The organism is Pedobacter frigoris, from assembly GCF_005116445.1.
Classification (GTDB): domain Bacteria; phylum Bacteroidota; class Bacteroidia; order Sphingobacteriales; family Sphingobacteriaceae; genus Pedobacter; species Pedobacter frigoris.
The window spans coordinates 816,761-842,098 of the sequence record NZ_SWBQ01000002.1; the positions used below are offsets into that span (position 1 = coordinate 816,761).

Sequence of the window (25,338 nt, forward strand, 5' to 3'; positions counted from 1 at the left end):
TTATATCTTAAAGCTGTAGGCAATCCAGGGATAAAATCCGAATCCATATTCTGTGGTACTCTTTTCTGATCCAAAAGAAGAAGAATTCAAATGGTAATATAAGGGGTTTTTTCGATTATATAAATTATATGCCCCAATTGAAAAGGTATGTCCCATAAAACGCTGGCCGGCAATCCTTGTTTTGAGTTTATATTGCGCCGAAAGGTCAAGCCTGCTGAAGTCCGGAAACCTGGAAGTATTTCTTCCCTCATATATGGGCACATTCAAGCCATCATGCTGGTAATAACCTACCGGCAAAGTCAGTGGCCTTCCTGTAGAATAGGTGAAAAATGACTGGAAGGAGAAGGACTTACTCAGTTCAAACTTTGCACTCAATTTTAATTCATGGGGGATGTCATAATTTGCAACAAACCTTTCTCCGAAATTGAGGTCTTTAATCTTCCTGTACACTTTGGAATAGGTATAGGCCAGTGAACCTGAAAACCTTCCCTCGGTCTTATTCAATTCGAACTCCATTCCCCAGGCATCTGATCTTCCCGACCTCAGCTGATTTCTGATGTCAGGGTTGCGAATGATCTGCGCATGAGGAATCAGGTCCAGCTGGTGGTCCAGTTTCTTATAATAGGCATTGGCAGAAATGATATACACCTGTGGCGAATATCGGTAACCCAACGCGAGATGGTTAGACCTCTGTGGCTTGATCCTTACTGATGCCGGGATCCAGGGCTCAAGTGAAGAAAATGCCAGGGTACTGTTTTGAATCAGCTGCTGATATTGATAATTCAGGTTATAGGTGATAAAGAACCTTTGATTGGCCTGAGGCAGGTAACTGATGTTGATCCGGGGTTCCGGGTTAAAGTAGACTTTATGTTCATATTGCTCCAGCCTGTTGCCATTTTCATCGAAGACATTACGTTTCTCCTGTGCATTTCTAAAAACACCCAGCCTCATCCCGTAATTCAATTCAAAAGATTTACTCAAGATCATTTGTTGTGAATAATACACTGCAGATTCGTAAGATTTATCTCTTGAAATGTTAAATTCAAATGCCTCCTGACGATACATTTCACCTGGTACAAATGAGTGATAGATACCAGAAATACCAAACTTGATCTGATTGGAAGGGCTTCTGTAATAGGTATAATCGGCTTTTAAAGTGAGGTCTTTTACGGCCGTACTCCATTGGCTTTTTTGCGATAAGGTATCCGCATTCAGATCCAGCAGGTTACTGTAATTGCTATAAATCGCAGAGACATTTAAAAATACCCTGGAATTAAAAATATGGTTCCATCTCAATGTTGAAGTCAGGTTGCCCCATTCATTAGTATATGAATTTTCAGACAACAGGTGATCTTTGCCATAATAAACCGAATAAAACACACTGTTGTCTTTATCAACTTTAAAGTTGGCCTTCGCATTCAGGTCGTAATACACTGAATTGGGATTGAACAGTTTGAATTTACTCTGAAAAACATCAAGCAAGCTGCGCCTGTATGCGACAATAAAAGAACCCCTGTCTTTAACGATTGGCCCCTCAGCGGCAACCCGTGCCGACATAAGGTTTACACCGCCGTTCAGGTGAAATTCCTTACTATTACCCTCTGCCATCCTGTTGACAATAACCGATGACAATCTTCCGCCAAAATTGGCTGGCATATAATCCCTGTAAACCTGAAGGTTATTTACCGCGTCAGAATTAAATACAGATACCAGTCCGTACAAATGAGAAGGATTATATACGATAGCCTCGTCCAGAAGAATGAGGTTCTGATCTGAATTCCCTCCTCTAACAAACAATCCGGAACTCCCCTCTGTAATGGCTTTAATTCCATTTTCCATTTGCAGCCTCTTCATCACGTCGGTCTCCCCGGCATAGTAAGGTGCATTGTTGAGCTGCTTGGCAGCATAATTTTGTTCGTTTAATAAAATAGGATTAGGAGTAGCCCTGGAATTTCTGATCACCACCTCCTCCAGTTTACGCTCCTGAAGCGAAAGTTCAATCTCTTCCTGTTTGTCGGCATCCAAACGAATATTGATCAGTTTAGACTGGTAGCCCAAACTGGAAATGAGCAACTGGTAATTACCTTCAGGTACAGAAAGTGAATAAAAGCCATATTGATTGGTATTGACACCAGCTTCCAATGCGGAGATCTGTACTGTTGCCCCTATCAGTTCCTCTCCATTAGAATTGTCCCTAACGTGACCATGTACGGTCCGCAGTATGATCCTCTGAGGAGAAATCACAATATCATTTCCGACAAGATTATACCCCAGACCAGTACCAAACAAGAGTCTGGTCAACAGGCTCCGAAGAGGGGTATGTACGAACCTAAACCCTTCAGTTTTTTTATTGCGGAGCAAATCAGGATTAAAAGCGAAATTGATTCTGGTCTGGTATTCCAGTTTAGAAAGTGACCTGATTAAAGAATCCGGCGGCAAATTAATGGTTACAGGAGTCTCAAGCAATTCCTTTTGCTGTGCAAAAGCATACTGTATGCCACAAAATATAAAAAAAAGAAATGTTAGAAATACAGGTCTACTTATCCGATAAAACATAATTATCCCTCTCCTTCGTCACTTTGCATTGTAAAGATGCGGAAATAACAGCAAGTGCGCTATCCAAAGTCTGGTAGTGTAGCCGGGCAGTTAGCTTCTTATTTTTCAATCCGTCTCCCTTTAGGCTGATTGGAATCAGGTAAACCTTTTCCATTTGTTTCGCTACTTCAGCTAAGGGGATTTCGACGAAAGTAAATTTACGGTCTATCCATGCCTTATAGTTCAGATCCGAATTGTTCAGTGTACTCAGTTCTTTGGTCTCCTCATTATAAACCCCCAGCTTACCACTCTCAAGCACTACCTGCTTTCCTGTCGGGGCATGTTTCAAGGCTACAATCCCCGCTTCAACTATCACAGCAATTTTTCCATCCTGCTTTTCAATATTAAAACTGGTACCGATGTCCTGTGCCTCTAGCTCACCCATTGCAACCCTAAACTGCGACTTGAGCTCATGATTCGCTACATGAATAAAGACTTCACCTTTCAACAATTCAAGCTTCCTGTCATCTAAAAAATCTGCTTTATTGTACCTTACGACAGTAGAGGCATTCAGATTAACATCTGTTCCATCAGGCAAAACCACACGAGTGATGGCTGCATTATCCTCTGTACGGATCACCACATACCCGCTGTCAAGCACGAAGTAATAGCCTACCGATAAAATCACCAGCACTGCGGCGGCTATTTTGTACCACATTTTAATATTACCTGATTTTACAACAGTCGGCGGTTCTGAGGCTATTTTCTGATCCAAAGCTTCCCAGGACAATTGCGGGTCAGTGCTATGTCTACTGTACAATTTATCCATTCCAAGCTGTATGTTACGAAAGTCATTGTAAGTCCTTTCGTTTTCATCAGCAGCATTTCTCCACTGGTCCAGGATGACCTTATCTGTTGCGGAAATGGTTCCGTCCAGATCATCGATGATCAGTGAGTATATAAATTCTTCGTTTGTTTCAAATTGTTCCATGGGAGATGATTTAAAACTTTAACAACATCGAGAGTGTCGAGAGCGCTGAAAAAGCAGAGACCGTAATTGGTGATATGATGATTTGTTTGTGTTGACTTAAATGATCCCTTAACTTCTGAAATCCATAAGTCAGGTGATTTTTAACTGTTTTTACAGAGATATCGAGCTGGCTGGCAATTTCATTTTGCTTCAGCTTTCCAAAACGGCTCAGGTACATTACCTCTCTGCATTTTGCAGGCAAAAGCTCGAGCGCAGCCTCAAGTCCGGCCAGCAAAGCCTCTTCAGACTCACGCTCTCCTTCATCAGGCACCACATCATGTGCAGACAGGTATACCATTTTTTTCTCTGTATCCATTTTTTCTTTTTTGATATAGTTTAATGATGAATTCACAACTGCTTTAAACAGATAGCTCTTCATCGAATACTGAATGTTCAGCTCACTGGCCTTACTCCATATTTTTATAAATACATCATGTACTATTTCTTCTGCAACCTGCTGCTGTTTTACATACCTGTATGCAAGGGCAAACAATTGCTGATAATATTTTTTATACAATATTTCAAACTGCTTTTTATCGCGATGTACTATCGCATCAATAAAGGCAGCATCTTCCTCTTTCGGACTGATCATTTCTCTTCTCAATCTCATGCTCTATTTCTGCTTGAATGTGAGCACACCAGAGATTTCAGGGGTCATGACCAGCGTGTTTACCACAACAAACCATTGTCCTTTCAGCAAACTTCTTTCCTGTAGCGGAGTCAGCACCAGGCTGCCTTTTATCGGATCTGCTACAGGCTTTCCATCGCCTTTCTTATATATTTCAGTTATCAAAGTACCTACAGATCCTTTCGCACCGCTCCTGAAAGCGATCAGCTGAGGATCTATATTCTTATATTCAAGAGAATAATCAAGCGATTTTGTATGCTCATCATACTCACCTTTTAAAACGGCAGTCCCTTCCGAACTGCTGTTTGTTCCTTTTTTATCTATCCTGGCCGTCACGATATAAGTCCTCACCGGAGGTTTAATCCTTGTATCGTCTTCATTGGCTATATTTTTTTTACAGCCAACGGCACCAGCCAGCAATACGACTACAGCCATTCTCAGTAAAAAAAACCAAATTACATTACCCCTCATTTCAAGTATTTTAACTCAGGACTAAAATACTAAATTCTCAGATATTATAACCTATTCCTAAAAAGCATTCATCACATCAATTACTTTTCTGATTTGCTGCTCGTTATGGCAATACGAAACAGGTAAACTTAAAGTAGTCTGATGAATCAATTCAGACACCGGATACGCTCCATCCAGTTTATTTTTTAATGCTTGCTGATGATGAGGAGGCACCGGATAGTGTATTTCTGTTTTAATGTCATGTTTCAGCAAATACGCCCTCAGTTCATCCCTTTTTGGATGTCTGATTGCGTAAATATGGTATACATCATGGTAATCTTCATGCACTACAGGACGAATAAAATCCTCTTTCAATCCTTCATGGTACAGGTCAGCAAGCTTTCTTTTATGCGCATTGATCTGATTCAGAAAAGGCAGCTTTACCGACAAAAAACCCGCCTGTATTTCATCCAGTCTTGAATTGACACCTACATAATTGTTGTAGTATTTCTCATGACAACCATAATTCCTCAGGGCTTTTATTTTTTCAATCCGGTCCGGAGCAGCACTTAGCAATGCACCACCATCGCCTAACGCACCAAGGTTTTTGGTGGGGTAAAAACTAAATGCTCCAAAGTCTCCGAAAGTTCCGGTTTGTTTTCCTCTATACATTGCGCCATGGGATTGTGCACAATCTTCGATTACCCTGAGTCCGTGTTTGTCTGCGATATCCATTATTGTACCCATATCACAAGATTTGCCATACAGATGCACTACCATGACGGCCCTGGTCTTATCCGTTATCCTCTCCGCTATTTTCAGCGGATCTATATTATAAGTATTGATATCAGGCTCCACCAATACCGGCACCAGCCCGTTGTTGTAAATCGCGAGGATTGTAGCGATGTAAGTATTTGAAGGCACGATGACTTCCGATCCCTCGGGAAACTCAAAATACTTAAGTGCCAGCACCAAGGCATCCAATCCTGAAGCCAGTCCGGCACAATACCCGCCGCCACAATAGCTGGCAAATTCCGTTTCAAATGCAGTCACTTTATTGCCCAAAATAAACCACCCCTTATCCAGGCTGTCCGCAAAACTTTCGCGGTACTGCTGCATAAACGGTTCATTCAGCAAATAAAGGTCTTCATATGCGATCATACTGCTTTGCTATATTGAAAAGGATAAGGTGTATGTATATAATCCTGCGCATCAAAATACTCAGATGCGAGTACCATCAATATGGCATCATCGCTGAAGCTATGCATGGTATGCCAGTCTTCGGGCTGTATCAGCAGGCATTTATCAGGAGAATCCAGTAAAAAACTAGACTCACTGATGCCATTGTTGCTATAAATGATGCAATGCCCACGTATACAAATCGCCGCCTGGATGGTATTCAAATGTCGGTGACCACCCCTTTCGCTGTCATCTACACCATAGATGTAAAAGATCCTTTTGATGTCGAAAGGGACTACCTTTTCAATTACGGTCAGGTTTCCCCTGTCGTCCGTAAACGTTTTAAGATTAATTAAAGAAGCCATACTGAAAAAATCTTCTGGAGTAATATTGTTTATGAAATCCCCTTACGGTATATAAAAATGCACGTCCGATCACCTTTTTGATCCATACACCTTCCTCTGAGCTTTTGTAACACATGATGTCTTCGTTGAGGTGAGCTATCATCTGTTCGGCTTTCGACAAGGCCAGCACATATGGCTTATAGACATGTTTAATCTGGTTGCTGTTCAGCGGATAAGTATCGCCTGTCAATCTGAAGCTATTATTCCAGGTATAGGTAAACGCATGATAATGGTAGAATACGAGGTCAAACTTCTTATTACTAAAAAACTCTGTGCCCTTCACTTTTCCCGATTCGTTTTTAAAGGCATATTGCTGCACATTCCATGGAGCTACACCCCCGCCCAGGTTTTTAAGTTCCTGCACGCAGCTATATGTTTTCGGCCAGTTGTCCAGGTATTTCTGATCTCCGAATTTTCCATCTTCCATTCTGCAGAAACACCATTCCAGGCAAGCATCTACCCACCAGTTCAACACTTCCATTCCTTCCTTGTTATTTTTGAAGGTCATGTACTGAACGCAGTAAATTCCACTGGTCTCAGACTGGTCAAAGCAGGGTGTATACCTGTGTTTTGTAATCTGAACAGACTTTTCACCCATTTCATTAAACAATGCAATTGGGTTACTGAAAAAAAGCAGGTCAGCATCAACGTAAGTACAATGGTCCAGGTCATACGTTCCAATGCAGTATTTGATAGACGAAGAAGCGCAGGTCCAGCAGTATTCAGTTGCCGTCCTCCCTACTTTTACATCAAGCAGCTTTTCATTTTCAAATTCCTTTAGACTGATGATGGTCGCATTGGATAGATTTAACTTTGTCATTGCCTCAAAACAGTCATCACCAAAAGCAAGAATATAAAGATGAAAATCTTCACAATGTTGCTCAAGTGAATTGTACATGGCGAGACCGCGGGATAAATAAGCAGCGTTAAATAACGTACAGAATTTAAGCATTTTCAGATAAGTTAATTAAGTAAAAACCCTTGTTGGTTGCCACCGGCTTTTCATCTATACACATAATCTCTTCACCTTCTACATAAGAAGGGAACTGAGCTATTACTTTATATTGATTGGAAAAGTGGCTTAGAAAAAATTCTTCATGGAAAAACCAGGAAGGATAAGATGCAGGATAAACTTCAGGCGGAACAACCTGTAATGTCAGGCGGTCATTCGGACTATTGTTAAAGGCTGTCCTGTCGAAAATAATGAAAGGAAAATTATACAATGCCAGTTTACTCAGAAAAGCATGCGGCTTTTCCAGGTATTGAACAGAGCTGGACAGCAATACCAGATCAACCTTTTTTTCAGCCTGACATTCTTCAATAGATTTATAAAATTTAAGAGTCTGGTCTTCAAAATTTGCTTTACCACAATCTACGTAGTGAGGCTGCTCTACAATATTCCAGCTCGCACACTGTTCAGCAGTAAAAAAATCCTTTACCTGGTAGTATGTGGTTCCCAGAGAGCCGCCAAAATCCAAAACATGAATGGGCCGTTTCTTTATGGAAGCGCTCAGTTGCAGAAAAGCAATTAAGGCATAAGGATATTCTTTTTTATCGAAAGTTACCGAATCACGTTCATAAACAGCCTCACCATTTTTTACCTTTAGCAATGCATTTTTTGTACGTTCTAATATGATGTCTTTATCATATCCGCCGGCTTTCTCAAGTACGGCAGACCAGGATGAATAATCCCCAAACCAACCATACGGATTCTTTTTAGATCTTGAGAAAAGTCTTTTCAGCATATATTGATATCAGATTCTGATATCAAGACAATGGTTTGTTCAAAAAGTCCTATACGATTTTAAAAAATATTTCACATAAAAAAAGGAGGCTCATCGGCCTCCTCCTCTTTGATAAAATCTACCCTTGTCAAAATGATGATGGTTATAAAACTCATTCTGATCAAACTCAGTGATCGAATCTTCTATGCGTAACGCAGCCGGACTTCCGATTACAGATCGGATGAGCACTTCTGTATCCGGACCTATGTCATCTTTATCATAATCCGGAAGCGCATTGTACTGATCAATATGCAACCCCGGAAGCACTACCTCATCGTCATTCGAATGCAGGTGAGCGATGCCTAGCGGTATCATCACTTTCTTATCTTCCAAGTTCATTCCATTATCATCCAGATCTATGATAAGGTACCGAACAGCACGTGTCTGCGGATCAAACAGCAGTTCTTCCACCTCGCCTATATAAGTACCGATTTCGTCTTTTACTTCCCAGCCAATGATGTTAGGCTCGTTGTCAACAATCTGAAAATCACTGCCAGTCAGTTCTTGCAGGCTTCTATACGTATTTTGTTCCATGTTTTTTCTTTTAGGTATGATGATGACTATTGTTTTGGAAATACTACAATAGAAACATTCCGGTTCTGTTGTCTTCCGGCTTTGGTTTCATTAGTCGCTACCGGTTCCGTTTCGCCCAGCGATTGTACGGATACGTTATCGGCCGGAACGCTACCCTTTTCAGTCAGCCAATTTCTCACAGTTGCAGCACGCTCCTTGCCGAGCTCCTTGTTTTCATCCGCGGGACCGGTTGAATCGGTACTTCCGAACACACCTATGGTTGCACCCTCAAAACGTTTGTTCAGCACATCGGCAATCATTCTAAGTTTCTGAACCCCATTTTCAGATAAGTCATTGCCTGCAGTGGGGAAAAGAATGTTTTCACCAAGAGAATAAATGGTATAGGTTCCGCTGCTGCGTGTCTGGATATCCGCATCAGTGATATCCGCATCTGTTTGTGTCGCTGAATTGAAATCGATACTGGCCCAGTCCGGAGCAGTCTTCGCGATTGGTGTCCTGGTATTATCAGCAGCAATGGTGTCCGGATCTGCTGTGGTACTTTCATTGTTGCATTTACTCATCAGTAAACCTGCCAGCAGGATGACCAACAATACAATTAACAGCCAGACCCACCAGGGCCTCGACGGTTTTGGTTCTACTTCTAAATGTGCCATATTTCTCGTTTTTAGGTTGATGTGGTTCCTGATTTGAAACCGGAGATACAACACCCGCCAATAGAAAATGTTTTAAAGGGGATTTTCACCCCAAATAAGGGAGATCGTCATCCGTAGTAGTTTAATGCTATAGCTAGATTTAATGTATTCTCAGAGCGTCAACAAAATCTAACCAATATTCAACCCTTAAACCTAATTAGAAATGAAAAATAATCTAACATTATTGCCTTTGTTACTTTTATTATTAAGCACTGCCTGTAAAAAACAGGAAACACAGCAAGAACCAGTATCAGCAGGATTGTCATTAGATAACAAGCTTGCTGTTAATGCACCCATCACTACCCTGGCCTATACAACAGACCATACCTATAATCTCAACGTGGTTTATTTTGTTCCGAATGATGTTCCTGCCGTAGCTAATTATCAAAGCAGACTGAGTGAGATTTTGATTAACCTGCAGACCTTTTACAAAAATGAAATGTCAAGGAACGGCTATGGCATGAAAACGTTTGGTCTTTATAAAGACGGTGCCAACGTAAGAATCATAACAATCAACGGCGCTTATGGTAAATCGCAATACCCATATTCAGGGGGAAATGGCGCTGTATGGTCTGAAGTGCAGGCTTACAAAACAGCCCACCCGACTGAATTCGATAGTGATCATTATTTAATTATTCTTCCTGCTTATTCATACAATGCAAGCGGAGAACCAAGTGGCGGACCATTTTATGGAACCGGCAGGGTATGTTATGCGCTTGATTATAATGGAATGGCCTATTCGGCACTTGGCACCGGGGGTACAGCTGGAACCAGGGCTACCAAATGGATTGGGGGAATGGCCCATGAGTTGGGACACGGTTTAAATCTTCCCCATAATAAGGGTCAGGTTTACCAGACTACTGCCTTAGGCACCGCTTTAATGGGCGCAGGAAATTATACTTATGGAATTTCTCCGACATTTTTAACACATGCAGATTGTGCAATCTTAAATCAAAATCAGGTTTTTCAAAATTCTACTTCCATAACTTATCATGGAGCCGTTACTTCATCACTAACTGCGTTAACTGCGAACTACAATGCCTCGACCCAAACCATTCAGGCCAGTGGATCTTTTGCCAGTACGGTGACGGTGAAATCTGTCGACATTTACCTTGATCCAAATGTTAATAATGAAGGTACAGGTGGTAATACAGACTACAATGCGGTTGCATTTAAACAAGACATCAGTAGTGGGACTTCCTTTAATATCAATATGAAGGTAAGCGAGCTCTATGAAAAGGCAAATACCCCTTACCAAATGAAAATCAGATTGATTTGTCAGAATGGGGTAGTCAAAACTTATAATTATTCGTTTAGTTTCGTAAATGGAGTACCTAATATCAACATAACTGCACCATAGATCTAAGTAAAATAACTTAGTACCTGGATTTTGTTGACACTAATGATTCCCGGACTTTATCCGGGAATCATTAAAGCCTTCAAACCACAACTTCTCCCAAATATAACTGTTTACGTCCCAATCTCCTGTCTGCCCCAGATCTCTTGTACAGCAGCTCTCAACAGGAGTAATATTCATTGTCACCAAATCTTCATTTAGCACTCTGCCAATTTGTCATTTACAAATTAAATTGTGTATTTTTGATCCCCACAATAATGTTGACCTTTTATGATTGATCTACAGCTGACAGATAAAACACACGATGAAGAGCGCCAGGGAGAAGCTTTGATTATTGACGCACCCATAGTTCGCAATGGCAGGAAACTGTATATTGAAAGCTATGGTTGCCAGATGAATTTTGCTGACAGTGAGATTGTTGCATCTATCCTATTGGATCAGGGATTTGAAACCACCGGCGACTATAAAGAAGCAGATGTGGTATTCATCAATACCTGCTCGATACGTGAAAATGCAGAACAAAGGGTACGCAACAGACTTTCGCAGTTCGGTGTTGAAAAACGCAGAAATCCTAAACTAATTGTAGGTGTGCTGGGTTGCATGGCTGAACGCTTAAAATCTAAATTTCTCGATGAGGAAAAACTGGTAGATGTTGTTGTAGGGCCGGATGCTTACCGTGAATTGCCACAGCTATTGAGCGAGGTAGAAAGCGGACAGAAAGCCATCAACGTATTGCTTTCGCGTGAGGAAACTTATGCAGACATCAGTCCTGTGCGGTTAAGCGGAAATGGCATTACAGCTTTCATTTCCATCATGAGGGGTTGCGACAATATGTGTTCTTTCTGCGTGGTTCCTTTCACCAGGGGCCGTGAACGCAGCAGAGATCCGCACTCTATCCTGGCTGAAGCAAATGATTTATTTGAAAGAGGCTACAGAGAGGTGACTTTACTCGGACAGAATGTAGATTCTTATCAATGGAACAAGTCGGCAGAGGATCAGCCTAAAACTGATGCGCTTGCTGATGACATCAATACTTTAACGGGCGATGCCTTGCTGGATGCACTGAGCAAAGAAAGCGAATTGCCTGCGCATCGATTAAAAGCAGGGCTGAGCAATGTTGATGTAAATTTTGCGCAGTTACTGGCGATGGTTGCTGAAATCAGTCCTGAATTAAGGATACGCTTTTCTACCTCCCATCCAAAAGACATTACAGATGAGGTATTGTATACGATAAAAAAATACCACAACATCTGCAATTATATTCACCTGCCAGTTCAGTCAGGCAACTCCAGGATACTGGCCCTGATGAACAGAACGTATACCCGTGAATGGTATATGAACAGGATTGATGCCATACGCCGCATCATTCCGGGTTGCGCCATCTCAGCAGATATCATTGCAGGGTTCTGTACGGAAACAGAAGAAGAACATCAGGATACATTGAGTATCATGGACTATGCGAGGTATAACTTTGCCTATACTTTTTCTTATTCGGAACGCCCGGGTACTTTAGCAGCAAGAAAGTATAAGGATGATGTTCCGGAAGAGGTAAAAGCACGTCGTCTGGCTGAGATATTTAAAAAACAACAGGAAGATTCCCTGGCTTGCCTGGAGGAATTTGTGGGCAAAACAGTGAAAGTGCTGATTGAAGGTTTTTCTAAAAAATCTGATAAAGAATACAGAGGCCGTAACGACGAGAATGCGATGGTGGTTTTTCCGGTTACAGAAACCGTAAAACCTGGAGAATATGCAAATGTTTATGTAGAACGCTGCACCTCGGCCACGCTGATCGGAAGGGTTGTGAATTAATTGACGATTGTAGATTTACGATTGTGGATTTGATCGACAGACACGCCAATCGTAATTCGTAAATCAAAATTCGTAAATCATAATATGGATATACAAGACATTAAAAACCGCTTTGGAATAATTGGGGGCTCTCCCTTGTTAAACAGAGCTATAGATATAGCCAGACAGGTTGCCCCTACCGATATGTCTGTTTTAATTACCGGTGAAAGCGGTAGTGGTAAAGAAGTATTTTCTCACATCATCCATCAGATGAGTACCAGAAAACACGGTGCCTTTATCGCCGTAAACTGCGGGGCAATACCGGAAGGAACTATTGACTCTGAACTGTTTGGTCATGAGAAAGGCTCTTTTACCGGTGCTCATGAGGCCCGCAAAGGATATTTTGAAGTAGCAAATGGCGGTACAATCTTTTTGGATGAGGTAGCTGAATTGCCACTGGGTACCCAGGCCAGATTATTGAGGATCCTGGAAAGCGGAGAATACCTGAGGGTGGGTTCATCAAAAGTTCAGAAAACGGATGTAAGGATTATTGCGGCTACAAACGTGGACGTATATAACCGTGTGAAATCAGGAAAATTCCGTGAAGATCTTTACTATAGATTAAATACCGTGCCTTTGCGCATTCCGGCTTTGCATGAACGCAAGGAGGATATTTACCTGCTGTTCAGAAAATTCTCGGCCGACTTTAGCGACAAATACCGCAGTCCGGGCATACAACTGGAGCCCGATGCGATACAGATCCTGAGCAATTACAGCTGGCCGGGAAACGTAAGACAGCTGAAAAACATAGCGGAACAGATTTGCGTACTGGAAAAAGACAGGAATGTAACTGCGGCAGCTTTACTAAATTATATCCCTAATGAAAGTGCTACAAATTTGCCGGTGGCCATCAACGGGAACAATAAAGAAGATTATACGGAAAGGGACATTCTGTACAAGGTGCTTTTTGACATGAAAAAGGACATGATGGAATTGAAAAAACTGGTAGCCGAAATCATTCAGAATGGGGGCAACACTGCTCATGTTATGGCTGACAATCCGCATTACATCAATCAGCTTTACCAGGAGATTGACCAGACCACAGGGCATGATTCCAACACCTTAACGATTAAAAAGCCTTTGCAAAATGCACCTGTGGATTATAACTATACGCATGAGGCAGAAGAGGTTGAAGAATCATTATCTTTGATAGACAAGGAATCTGATCTGATTAAAAAGGCGCTAAAGAAACACAAAGGCAAACGTAAATTTGCTGCCCAGGAACTCGGAATTTCTGAACGTACTTTATATAGAAAGATTAAAGAACTTAATTTAAACTAGGTATGAAATATTTGTATGGCTTGATCTGCTTATTGGCCTTTAGCGGCTGCAAAATAGCACTAAACGGAGCTTCAATTCCACCAGAAATGAAGTCTGTAAGCGTCAGGGTTTTTGAAAACAATGCTCCGTTGGTAGTACCGACTTTAAGCTCCAATTTTACTGAGGAATTAAAAACACGTATCCGTAACCAGACGAGTTTGCGTATCACCACAGGTGATGCAGACGGTGTTTTTTCAGGAAACATTACAGGATACAGCCTGACGCCGGAAGCGATTACCGATAACAACAGACCAACGGCCGGGGCAACCCGCCTGACCATCAGGGTAAGTGTGAAGTATACCAATAACCTGAACCCTAAGCAGAGCTTTGAACAGAGTTTTGAAAAATATAAGGTGTTCAAACTGGCAGGAAGTCTTCAGATCCAGGAACAGGGCATTGCGAAAGATGTGACAGCAATGCTTACCGAAGATATTTTTAATGCCGCTTTTGCACAATGGTAGGCTAAAATAGAGATCAATTAGTAACTTAGCGACTTGGAGCAGCAAACAGACATCAGACAACAGCTTGCAGAATTAATTGCAGAGCCCGGGAAAGTATCTCAGCGGGATACGCCTATGCTCAATGAGCTGGCTATGTTGTATCCTTATTTCCAACCGATCCATTTACTGGCTGCTAAAGCAGCTCTTGGCACAAATGACGCTAATGCTTATCTGGCAAATGCGGCTTTATATACCAACGGACAATTGCTTCACAATTTTGTTCAGGGGGAATTGCGGAGCAGCCGGGAGTTTAATGTCGTCATGCAGGCAACTTTTGGTACTGATGCCAGTCAGCCTGAAGCACTGGACGAGGTAGCCATCGACGAAGTACAAGCTGAAACAACAGAAAAACCGACAGCAGATGAACAGGAGACCTTCGAAGAGATTGGCGAGGTTAACATCAATGAATTCAGACAGGAACAGAGGGCTGAATCTGAACTGGTGCTGGAAAACATTGTAGCTACTGACTTCTTCGCTTTTCAGGATAATTTCAAAGTAGAACCTGCGACCGAAGAACTTGTCGAGCCTGAGCCTCTGGAATCAGAAGAGACGGTGATCAGCAAATACGATGACGATAAATTGCCTTATACCTTTTTATGGTGGCTGGCAAAAACAAGGAAAGAGCATCAGCAGATTTTTCAGCCTTATGCTTCTCCGAAACGTCAGGAAGCCCCAGCGGAACAACAGCAGCCTTTGCGGCAGAGTGAACTTCAGCAGCAATATGTGGAGCACATTTTCCACATGCAAAGCCCTTTTAATGAAGAAGAGACAGATTATGTTCCTTCACATTTCAAGCGCCACAACAAAGGCGATGAGATCATCGAAAGTTTTATTAAAAACGAACCTCAGATCAGTCCGCCAAAACCAGAACAGATCAATAACGAGAATAAAGCGAAAAAGAGTGCGGAGGACCACAATGACCTCGTATCTGAGACCCTGGCAAAAATCTATATAGAACAAATGCTTTATGACAAGGCCATAGAGACTTATGAAAAATTAAGTTTGAAGTTTCCAGAAAAAAGCCGTTACTTTGCCGACCTTATTCAATCGATAGAAAAGAAAATTTAAACAACATAACATACTATGCTTTTTTTAATTATATTATTAATCATTATTTGTATTGCTTTAGCGCTATTTGTTTTAGTACAAAACCCTAAAGGCGGCGGTTTAGCTACAGGTGGATCGGGAAGCAATATGTTTGGCGTTCAGCGTACCGGTGATGTTCTTGAAAAAGGAACATGGATTTTATTGGCCCTAATTGTAGTGCTTACTTTGTCTATTACAACAATTGCTAAAACCGGTGGTTCAGCTTCGGGTGTAGATTCTAAGATTCAGCAGCAATTGGATAAAACGCCTACTCCATCTCCACTGGGAGGCGGAACAACCGCTCCGGCAAACACACCTCCGGTTACAAACGATACGACTAAAAAATAAACTAATCACGTCACGCTATACTACGGGACGATGAGCAAAAAAAGCCTGAATCATAAGTCATGATTCAGGCTTTTTTCGTATACCCCCTGCCACTCTGACACAAAATCACCTGATCATAATCCATTAGCTGACAAGGCTGTGTAAATTTGTCAAGCAAAGAGTGCTTGGCATAAAAACTGATACGATCAATGATACGTATACATACGTACTAAAATTTTAACTTAAAAATATAATTAATATCAAGTTATGGCTTTAAACCTTAAACCCATTTCAGGTACAGCAAACAGAGTAATTGTTGAGCCTGCTGCGGCAGAAGAAAAGACAGCATCGGGACTTTATATCCCAGATACTGCAAAAGAAAAACCATCCAAAGGAACTGTAGTATCCGTTTCAGAAGAAGATTCAGAAGGTAAAAAACCAACAGTTAAAGTTGGAGATGTGGTTATCTACGGTAAATATGGTGGTACAGAACTTCCTTATGAGGGTAAAGATTACCTGATCATGCGCGAAACTGACATCTACGCTGTACTTGGCTAAACGTATCAAATCAAATAAGTAAAAATCAAAATTTGTGTTTTAGGATGTTGCAAATTGTAACTCGTAAATCTAAAATCTAAAATAACAATGGCAAAACAAGTAAAATATAATGTAGAAGCCCGTGACGCCCTGAAAAGAGGTGTTGATACATTGGCTAATGCAGTAAAAGTAACTTTGGGACCAAAAGGTCGTAACGTAATTATTGACAAGAAATTTGGTTCCCCAGCAATCACTAAAGATGGTGTTACTGTGGCTAAAGAAATTGAACTGAAAGATCCTATTGAAAACATGGGTGCTCAAATGGTTAAAGAAGTTGCTTCTAAAACTGCTGATATCGCAGGTGATGGAACAACAACTGCAACTGTATTGGCTCAGGCAATTGTAACTGCAGGTATTAAAAACGTTGCTGCCGGTGCAAATCCAATGGATTTGAAACGCGGTATCGATAAAGCAGTAACTGCAATCGTTGAAAACCTTAAAGCTCAGTCTCAGACTGTAGGTGAAGACAATAACAAAATCAAACAGGTTGCTTCTATTTCAGCAAACAATGATGAAGTTATTGGTGCTTTAATTGCTGAGGCAATGGGTAAAGTAGGTAAAGACGGTGTAATTACTGTTGAAGAAGCTAAAGGTACTGAGACTGAAGTAAAAACAGTTGAAGGTATGCAGTTTGACCGTGGTTACTTATCTCCTTACTTTGTAACCAATGCTGATAAAATGGAAGCGGAATTAGAAAACCCTTACATTTTGATCTACGATAAAAAAATCAGCAACATGAAAGAATTGTTGCCTGTTTTAGAGAAACAAGTTCAGACTGGCAAACCTTTATTGATCATTGCAGAAGATTTAGACGGTGAAGCTTTAGCTACTTTGGTAGTGAACAAGATCCGTGGATCTCTGAAAGTTGTTGCCGTTAAAGCTCCAGGATTTGGTGACCGTCGTAAAGCTATGCTTGAAGACATCGCTATCCTGACTGGTGGAACAGTGATCTCTGAAGAAAGAGGTTATAAATTAGAAAATGCTGACCTTACTTATTTAGGTACTGCTGAGAAAGTTGTTGTTGATAAAGACAATACTACTGTAATCAATGGTGCTGGTCAGTCAGAAGACATCAAAGCTCGCGTAAATCAGATCAAATCTCAAATTGAGACTACTACTTCTGATTACGATAAAGAAAAATTACAAGAGCGTTTAGCTAAGTTAGCGGGCGGTGTTGCAGTTCTTTATGTAGGTGCAGCTTCAGAGGTTGAAATGAAAGAGAAAAAAGACCGTGTTGATGATGCTTTACATGCAACCCGTGCGGCTGTAGAAGAAGGTATCGTTGCAGGTGGTGGTGTTGCTTTCATCCGTGCTATTGAAGCATTAGAAGGTATGAAAGGATCTAATGATGACGAGACTACTGGTATCCAGATCATCCGTCGTGCTATCGAAGAGCCTTTACGTCAGATCTGCCAGAATGCTGGTATCGAAGGATCTATCGTAGTTCAGAAAGTTAAAGAAGGTACTGCTGACTTCGGTTACAACGCACGTACTGACGTTTACGAAAACTTAATTGCTGCTGGTGTTATTGATCCAACTAAAGTTGGTCGTGTAGCATTAGAGAACGCAGCTTCAATCGCAGCTATGTTGTTGACAACAGAAGTTGTGTTGGCTGACGATCCGGAAGAAGCTCCTGCAGGTGGCGGTATGCCTCCAATGGGCGGCGGCGGTATGGGCGGAATGATGTAATCATTAACTCAAACCTTATTTAAAAGCCACAGATATTATATATCTGTGGCTTTTTTCTTGTATCTGGAAATCTGATTTGTTCAAAAAGCTGAATTTATTTCAAATAAACTTCTATGTGTTTACAAAATTTTGAAATAAACTAAAAATAATGGGTACATTTAGGTACCCTATTGCTTTTGTATGTTAAAAATTTTAATCGTGCCACTGATTGTGTTATGCAGTCTGGTGTCATCAATTAAAGTTAACGCTCAACTCTCTTTTGGAACGATTGATCCTGGTCCGTATGGGCGGGGCAGTAGCATCGCTGTACCAATCAACGTACCGTCCAACGCCTGTTACGCCGCATCAAATGTTTTTGAACTGTGGATCTCCGATGCCAGTCAGAACTTTAGTCCGGGAAGAAAGATCGGGGAGATCAGCGGAACATTTTCCACTTATATCAATGGCACCTTACCAGGAGATCTGACAACAGGTAACTATAAGTTAAGAATTATAACTACAAGTCCATTATCTTCAACGGATTATCCGGGAACGATCCCTGTTGTGAATGCCACAGGACCTTTTGTAGGTACCGCGCCATCAAACCCGGCCCAGGTCTTATCACCTCAAAAAACGTTTGGCTGGTGTGGAAGTGCTGTAGGGGACAATAAATCCATCATTTTCACAGATGACACGAATCCTCCTGTTGTGCAAAAGCTCAGTATAAAAGATGAGAAAACGGGAACTGTGCAGGAATTTTCTTCAGCAAATCAAATGTATCCCATTACAGGTCTGGCACAATCTTATTACACCGTCACAGTAACAGGAGAAACTACCAATGCGGGTATAACTGTAAAATCAACAAAGTCTTATCTCCTGCTAAATGTATTGTCAAAAGTAAGTATACAGTCATACGGATCGCCGTTCGGCTGTATTGATCCGATAGCAGGAACTGGTGCAGATATTTCCTACGCGATAGACATTACAGGTGCAAATGGCATCCAAAACAATTATCCAGGCTCGAGATATAGCATCACCTGGGGAGATGGTCAAGAGGATATACTGACACACTGTGAACTGGCCAACAGCAACGGAATCATCACCCACAATTACAAAAAGACCTCTTGCGGGCAGCCTCCAATAGATCTCGGCAATGGAACCTCAATCCTGAATGCTTACCGTGTATCTGTAACCAGTGTCAATCCATTTTGTCAGAATGACCTGGTTAGTGCCAGTATTTATCCTAAGGTATTTTCCAGGCCAATAGCGAAAATTGATCCGGCTGCGACAACGATTTGCACCAATACCCCAATTGTCTTATCCAACCTCTCAACCAAGGGGAACAACTCCGATTGTTCTATGGCAATGAACTGGGAGTGGTACGTTGACGGGGTTTTAATGAGCACAAATGAAACCTATACTCATCCTGGATTTGCAACTCCGGGTACACATAGCATCAAACTCGTAGCTTCAAATAATGTCGGCATTTGCAGGCCAAGTGAAGACTACAAAACCATATGCATACAAGAACCACCAAAGCCTTCTTTTACGCTTAACGGGAGTAGTTCAGGCATTACACTATGTAACCCCGTCACCTTAAAACCTATCAACACTTCCATAGTTAATGAAAATTGCATCCCTACTACCTACCGATGGATTATAACCGGCGGCAGTTTCACTTTTGAAAATGGCACAACTGCGGCCAGTTTTGAACCTCAGATCAGATTTACTGCAGCTGGCACCTATAAAATACAGCTGGCAGCATCCATCACCTCCTGCGGAGAGTTTTTGACACCTGAACAAACAATTACCATCAATGCGCTGCCAACAGCGAATCTCTCAGATAATATCATTGTCTGTAATTTAACGGCTTATGATTTTAACAATACCACGAGCGGCCCTACTAAAACAACACTTACCGGGACTCAGGATCCTGCTCCCGCAGGCACCTATACCTGGACCATTTCAGGAGGGGCATATAACTTCATAGGGGGTACGAACGCCGGTTCCAAATACCCTACCATTCAGTTTACCGAATATAAAACTTATACCATATCGGTTTCGCATCAAAATGATTGCGGTACTGCTACAGATGTTCAGAATATAACCTTCACTGCTTCTCCGGTAGTTGATGCCGGGAATTATCCGGCGATCTGCCATGACGATGTTGTACAGTTAAACGCGACCATTACGGGCTCGGTGGACAGCTATGAATGGGTAGGCGGCAGCGGTACTTTTGCCCCGAACAGAAATACGCTAAACGCAGTTTATACGCCTAGTCCAGCTGAAAGAACCGCTGGCCAGGTAAACCTGACATTGAGGGCGTTGACCTCACTCGGTGCTCCCTGTAATATAATTGAGGGCTTTACAACCATCAATATAAAGCCAAAAAACACCATTACCAGTCCGTCAACAAAAAGAATCTGTACAGGCAGTACTGTGGCCTACACCCCTGTTTCTACATTGGCAGGCAGTGATTTTACATGGACAGTCATTTCTTCGAACCTTGCTACGGGATTTGCGGCCACGGGAAGCGGGGCAACAATTAATGACCAGATTACCAATACAAGTGCAACAGCGGATGCAAGTGTGACCTATCGGATTGTGCCTTCATTTGACGGGTGTGCTGGAGATCCTTTTGATTTAACGGTAACTATCGGCCCCACTCCCACCGTTACACCAAGTCTGGCAAGTACGGAAATATGCAGCGGGCAACCAGCGGGAATTACGGTTACATCTAACCTGGCGGGCACCAAATACCTTTGGACAAGCACCACATCTGATTCATTGATAAGCGGAAACAGCAATAATGCTACAGTTTCAGCAACAATCACCCAAATCAGTGATCTACTGGTAAATACCGGAACGACAAGTGGCACCGTTACTTATATCATTACGCCGGTTTCTGTATATGGGTGCAATGGGACACCGGAAGGTGTGACGGTAGTTATAAATCCTGCACCTACAGTCGCAAATGCCGGTGCAGATGAAAGCATATGCAGCACCGCTACCTATGTGTTGAAAGGAAATGTGGCTGTAGTGGGCACCGGGAAATGGACTTTAGTTTCCGGTCCGGGGCCAGTGACTTTTGCGGACGATACCAATCCAAACACCGTGGTCTCGGGCTTGCAGGATGGCGGAGATTATGTGTTTAAATGGACAATTACTACTCCCGCAAACTGCGCCTCATCAGCGAATGTAAAGATCAGCAATCTGTTGCCGTTGCAAAACAGCATCAGTAGTACAAATACAACAGTATGCTCAGGACAAAGCATCCTGATTTCAGGAGACCTGCCTACAGGTGGCAATGGCACTTACACTTTTACCTGGGAAAGCAGTGTTGACGGTACTACTTGGGAGATCATTCCGAATGAGAGCAGCAGAAACCTAAGCTACATACTGACCAGTACACTTAGCTTCCGGAGAACGGTAAAAAGTGGCTCATGCACGCTGGTCAGCAATACTGTCTCGATTAATTCCCAGCCACCTCTGGGCAATAATGTGGTTTCAGCAGATCAGGCAATTTGTGGCGGAGGTATATCTAACCCGCTTATCGGAACTGTACCAACCGGCGGCGATGGGGTATATACTTATCAATGGCAATCCAGCGTAGACAATGGAAATACCTGGACTGACATCACCAATGCTTCATCAAAAGATTTCAGTCCCCCAACGCTGAACATGACCACCTTATACCGCCGGCTGGTGAGTACTGCTGCCTGTGCGGGAAACTTACAAAATAGAAGTAATGAGGTACGCATTACCATCAACCCAAATGCGAAAGCCTTGTTTACATTTACTGCTGATAATGGTTGTGCCCCATTTGCGATTACCGCCCAAAACATCAAAGCAGATTCTTATCCGCAGAATGCGAGCTATACCTGGTATGCCGATGGAACGCCGATAGGAACAGGAATTGATTTCCCCGGGTACCAGATTACAAGCGGAAACACATCTGTTGTGATTAAGCTGGTAACGACCAGCGGACAGGGCTGCAGTGCGGATGAAATGAGCCAAACCTTCTCGACCCGCCAGGACATTACCTTATCATTTACCCAGGATAAAACAGTCGGATGCGGACCGTTCACTGTAAACTTTGTGAACACCTCCACCTCATTGGCGAATACTGCTTTCAGTTGGGATTTTGGAAACGGACAAACGTCGACCCAGATCATGCCTGATGCGGTTGTTTTTGCTTACGACGCCACTGGGAAGGATAAAGCATACACCGTTACGCTGACTGCCACTACATCCTGCGGAGTAGCCACACCTTACACGGCTACGGTACTGGTGAAAGCTCCTGCCCTGTCTGTATTCTCCCCGGATAAGACTGAAGGATGTTCGCCTATGCTGGTGAATTTTAGCAATACCTCACCTGTTGCAAGCAATACAACTTACACTTTCGACTTTGGAGACGGCTCTCCTGTTGAGGTCAAAACAGACCGTTCAGGCGTCACACACACTTATACGACGACCAATGTTGTGAGGACTTATATCGTTAGAATGACAACCAAGGGGGACTGCGGAGAACATACTACCGAACACACGATCAGCGTGGCTCCGAATAATGTAGTCGCAGAACTTGTTGTAAACAGTACCGAGAAAAGAGGCTGTGCGCCTTTTACAGTAAATTTCTTCAATAACAGCAGCGGTGCAAATTCATTTGTTTATGATTTTGATGACGGCAATACCACTACCACAATTTCGGCTCCTGAAAAGGTGGTCCATACCTTTACAAAAGCGGGCACTTATACCGTAAAACTAACGGCAAGCAATGATTGTTCAACGGCATCAACAACGGAGACCATTGTTGTGCTGGCACAACCGCAAACTGCATTTACGGCAGACAAAACACTGGGCTGCTCAGGTCTTGAGGTTAAGTTTAACAATACGACAGTTGGGGGAATCAGCTATACCTGGGATTTTGGAGATGGTTCGGCACTTTCAACAGAAACCAATCCTGCACACACCTACAGTGGTACTCAGGAATTTTATACTGTAACGCTTACGGCTAAAAACAGTTTAGGATGTTCCAGCACAACGACTTTAACCAACTTCATTCATATTGTGCCGCCGCCTGTTGCACAATTCAGCGTACAACCAGGCGTGGAAATCAGTATCCCTAATTACACATTCAGCTTTACTGATGAAAGCACTAATAACCCGGATATATGGCACTGGGACTTTGGGGATGGTACCACATCGACCCAGCGCAATCCAAAGCACAGTTATTATGATGTTGGCACTTACAAAGTGACCCTAACTGTGACCAATCAAAACAATTGTTCATCAACGACATTTAAATCAGTTTCTATTACCGGAGTGCCGGGTTTCCTGTATGTTCCGAATTCCTTTATTCCAGGAAGTGAGCAGACGGAGCTCCGTGAATTCAAGGCCAAGGGTATGGGAATTAAATCCTGGAGGTTCAGCATTTTTGACAAATGGGGAGAAACGCTATGGGAGACAACATCCCTGAATGATGGAAAACCCGCGGCAGGCTGGGATGGCACCTTCAGGGGATCACCTATGCCACAGGGGATTTACTTCTGGAAAATCGACGTACAGTTTATTAATGGTTCTGAATGGAAGGGCATGACCTACAATAGCTCAGCACCCAAACGCACAGGAGCAATACATTTAATCAGATAGGGATGATGAAAGGGATCAAAAATTATTTAACGGCAGTTCTGATAACGTGTACCGGGTTATCGGCATTTGCGCAGGACCATATTTATTCACAATTTTTTAATGCCCCTGCTTATTTGAATCCGGCACTTACCGGTCAGTTTGAAGGTGACATCAGGCTGAACATGATCTATAGAAATCAATGGTCGGGATTGAGCGGAGACCTCTCCTACCTGAGTGCCTCTGCAGATTTGAATATTCCTAAGTTTGGAGGCGGCGTGGGCTTGTTATTTACCCGCAGCAGTGAGGGAACAGCTTATTTACGTAAAAACAATATCGCGGCAAATTACGCCTATAGTGTTGGCGGAGAAGACCTGGTATTGTCATTCGGTATCCAAGCCGGCTTTACAAACAGGCAGATTGATTGGGGTAAACTGGTTTTTTCAGATCAGATAGACATGAGATTGGGCTATGTCCCCGGAAGCGCATCATCGGCGCAGGTACCTGATTTTTCGAGCAAGTTCTATTTTGATGCTGCCGGAGGGGTAAACCTGGTTTACCGCAATTTTATGGCCGGAGCAGCTGTACATCATATCAATAAACCCGACGAGTCATTTACCGGAACACAGGCGAAGCTGCCGATGCGTTTGACGGCAAATGCAAGTTTCAGAATTCCTTTGAGTTCCTACTATGGCTACGGACAGGAAGATGACGGGCCTTACCTGATCCCATCGGTAGTTTATTACAAACAGGCCAATGTAAACTCTGTCAGTGCCGGTGCACAATTTAAATACAGGAACTTAAACACTGGATTATGGTACCGCAGCAGCGGACAGGGAAGTCCGGATGCAATTGTGGTATCCTTTATCTTCGACATCTTTACCAACAGAGAGAATGGCGAGAAACTGAGACTCGGAATCAGTCATGATGCCACTACTTCAAAGATAAATTACACCAACACCAGCGGCACAACTGAAGCCAGTATAGGCTTTGAAAAATATTTCCCTAACAGCTCAGGTTATAATAAATTTAATGGCCTGAGGTGCTATCATTTCTATTAAAATAGAATTGTTTGTTATATTTAGGTTGTTAAATCAACCATGGAGAATATTTTAAACAACGACCATTTCCTTACAGTAAGTGAAGTGAACAAATTTTTAATGGCTACGTTGCTGTGCGGCCTGATCGGGGCAGAACGGGAGTTCAGGAGCAAACAGGCGGGATTGAAAACGATGATCATGATTGGACTGGGCTCTACGCTGTTTACGATTCTTTCTGTGAAAATCGGCCTTAGCAGTCATGACCGCATCGCATCAAACATTGTGACAGGAATCGGATTTTTGGGTGCGGGCGTTATTTTCAAGGAAGACAACCAGGTAAAAGGATTAACGACAGCCTGTGTGATCTGGATTGTGGCGGCAATAGGCATGGCGATCGGGTCAGGATATTACGAGCAGGCAATCGGCGTAACAGTCGTAGTTCTTCTTGCTCTACTCATCTTCCCCTACCTGGAAGAGATGGCTGAACGACGTTTTACCAAGCGGATATACAGGATCGTAAAAAAATATGAAGATGAAAGCCTGGAGACTTATGAAGAATACATCCGGACTTCTAGATTAAAGTTTACCCGTGGTAAACAGGAGCTTGCAAACGGCATCATCAGCGGGACCTGGATTGCTATTGGAAGCCCTAAGAACCATAAAAAATTCGTAGACAGAATGCTTCAGGATAAGAAAATCATTGCATTTGATTTTTAAGTTTTAGCTTTGTAGAT

General features: G+C 42.5%; 21 protein-coding genes. 11 read left to right on the forward strand and 10 right to left on the reverse strand.

Going from position 1 to position 25,338, the window contains the following annotated elements; genetic code table 11:
- The 10 genes from FA047_RS10070 to FA047_RS10115 form a co-directional block, all read right to left on the reverse strand.
- Positions 1–2,556 (reverse strand): TonB-dependent receptor, encoded by a 2,556-nt coding sequence (locus FA047_RS10070; protein ID WP_136835907.1) that lies wholly within the window; start codon positions 2,554–2,556, stop codon positions 1–3.
- Positions 2,537–3,526 carry a FecR family protein gene (locus FA047_RS10075; protein WP_136835908.1) on the reverse strand — a complete coding sequence of 330 codons (990 nt, stop codon included), beginning with the start codon at positions 3,524–3,526 and terminating at the stop codon, positions 2,537–2,539. The genes FA047_RS10070 and FA047_RS10075 overlap by 20 nt, the downstream gene beginning before the upstream one ends.
- Before the next feature lie 10 nt (positions 3,527–3,536).
- Positions 3,537–4,175, reverse strand: a complete 639-nt coding sequence (locus FA047_RS10080) for an RNA polymerase sigma factor (protein WP_225872692.1) — start codon at positions 4,173–4,175, stop codon at positions 3,537–3,539.
- 3 nt (positions 4,176–4,178) lie between these two features.
- Positions 4,179–4,664, reverse strand: a complete 486-nt coding sequence (locus tag FA047_RS10085; protein ID WP_136835909.1) for a CHRD domain-containing protein — start codon at positions 4,662–4,664, stop codon at positions 4,179–4,181.
- A gap of 57 nt (positions 4,665–4,721) precedes the next feature.
- Positions 4,722–5,804 carry a DegT/DnrJ/EryC1/StrS family aminotransferase gene (locus tag FA047_RS10090; RefSeq protein ID WP_136835910.1) on the reverse strand — a complete coding sequence of 361 codons (1,083 nt, stop codon included), beginning with the start codon at positions 5,802–5,804 and terminating at the stop codon, positions 4,722–4,724.
- Complete coding sequence (locus FA047_RS10095) at positions 5,801–6,187, reverse strand: sugar 3,4-ketoisomerase (RefSeq protein WP_136835911.1); 387 nt, start codon at positions 6,185–6,187, stop codon at positions 5,801–5,803. The genes FA047_RS10090 and FA047_RS10095 overlap by 4 nt, the downstream gene beginning before the upstream one ends.
- Entirely contained in the window at positions 6,171–7,178 is a 1,008-nt protein-coding gene (locus tag FA047_RS10100) for a glycosyl transferase (RefSeq protein WP_136835912.1), read from the reverse strand. The genes FA047_RS10095 and FA047_RS10100 overlap by 17 nt, the downstream gene beginning before the upstream one ends.
- Positions 7,171–7,971: a TIGR04325 family methyltransferase gene (locus FA047_RS10105; RefSeq protein ID WP_136835913.1), complete on the reverse strand. Its 801-nt coding sequence runs from the start codon at positions 7,969–7,971 to the stop codon at positions 7,171–7,173. The genes FA047_RS10100 and FA047_RS10105 overlap by 8 nt, the downstream gene beginning before the upstream one ends.
- 90 nt (positions 7,972–8,061) lie before the next feature.
- Positions 8,062–8,544: a PRC-barrel domain-containing protein gene (locus FA047_RS10110; protein WP_136835914.1), complete on the reverse strand. Its 483-nt coding sequence runs from the start codon at positions 8,542–8,544 to the stop codon at positions 8,062–8,064.
- A gap of 26 nt (positions 8,545–8,570) precedes the next feature.
- A complete protein-coding gene (locus FA047_RS10115; RefSeq protein WP_136835915.1) occupies positions 8,571–9,197 on the reverse strand; it encodes an OmpA family protein in 627 nt (208 codons plus the stop codon).
- Positions 9,198–9,399: 202 nt separating this feature from the next.
- Between FA047_RS10115 and FA047_RS10120 the strand changes: the two genes are divergently transcribed.
- The 11 genes from FA047_RS10120 (at position 9,400) to FA047_RS10170 (ending at position 25,321) form a co-directional block, all read left to right on the forward strand.
- Positions 9,400–10,596, forward strand: coding sequence for a hypothetical protein (locus tag FA047_RS10120; RefSeq protein WP_136835916.1), 1,197 nt, complete (start codon positions 9,400–9,402; stop codon positions 10,594–10,596).
- Positions 10,597–10,863: 267 nt separating this feature from the next.
- Positions 10,864–12,402 (forward strand): MiaB/RimO family radical SAM methylthiotransferase, encoded by a 1,539-nt coding sequence (locus FA047_RS10125; RefSeq protein WP_136835917.1) that lies wholly within the window; start codon positions 10,864–10,866, stop codon positions 12,400–12,402.
- An 84-nt stretch (positions 12,403–12,486) separates the two neighbouring features.
- On the forward strand, positions 12,487–13,722 hold the full coding sequence (locus FA047_RS10130) for a sigma-54 interaction domain-containing protein (protein WP_136835918.1): 1,236 nt from the start codon (positions 12,487–12,489) through the stop codon (positions 13,720–13,722).
- 2 nt (positions 13,723–13,724) lie between these two features.
- Entirely contained in the window at positions 13,725–14,222 is a 498-nt protein-coding gene (locus tag FA047_RS10135) for an LptE family protein (protein WP_136835919.1), read from the forward strand.
- 33 nt (positions 14,223–14,255) lie between these two features.
- Positions 14,256–15,329: a hypothetical protein gene (locus FA047_RS10140; RefSeq protein ID WP_136835920.1), complete on the forward strand. Its 1,074-nt coding sequence runs from the start codon at positions 14,256–14,258 to the stop codon at positions 15,327–15,329.
- A gap of 15 nt (positions 15,330–15,344) precedes the next feature.
- Entirely contained in the window at positions 15,345–15,695 is a 351-nt protein-coding gene (gene secG, locus FA047_RS10145; RefSeq protein WP_136835921.1) for a preprotein translocase subunit SecG, read from the forward strand.
- A 246-nt stretch (positions 15,696–15,941) separates the two neighbouring features.
- Complete coding sequence (locus tag FA047_RS10150; RefSeq protein WP_136835922.1) at positions 15,942–16,232, forward strand: co-chaperone GroES; 291 nt, start codon at positions 15,942–15,944, stop codon at positions 16,230–16,232.
- Between the two features lie 87 nt (positions 16,233–16,319).
- Entirely contained in the window at positions 16,320–17,960 is a 1,641-nt protein-coding gene (gene groL, locus FA047_RS10155) for a chaperonin GroEL (RefSeq protein WP_136835923.1), read from the forward strand.
- 180 nt (positions 17,961–18,140) lie between these two features.
- The gene (locus tag FA047_RS10160) at positions 18,141–23,588 is read left to right on the forward strand and encodes a PKD domain-containing protein (protein ID WP_136835924.1); all 5,448 of its coding nucleotides are present in this window, start codon (positions 18,141–18,143) and stop codon (positions 23,586–23,588) included.
- 2 nt (positions 23,589–23,590) lie between these two features.
- Positions 23,591–24,625, forward strand: coding sequence for a PorP/SprF family type IX secretion system membrane protein (locus tag FA047_RS10165; RefSeq protein ID WP_317130914.1), 1,035 nt, complete (start codon positions 23,591–23,593; stop codon positions 24,623–24,625).
- A gap of 39 nt (positions 24,626–24,664) precedes the next feature.
- Positions 24,665–25,321 (forward strand): MgtC/SapB family protein, encoded by a 657-nt coding sequence (locus tag FA047_RS10170; protein WP_136835925.1) that lies wholly within the window; start codon positions 24,665–24,667, stop codon positions 25,319–25,321.
- Positions 25,322–25,338 lie beyond the last annotated feature (17 nt).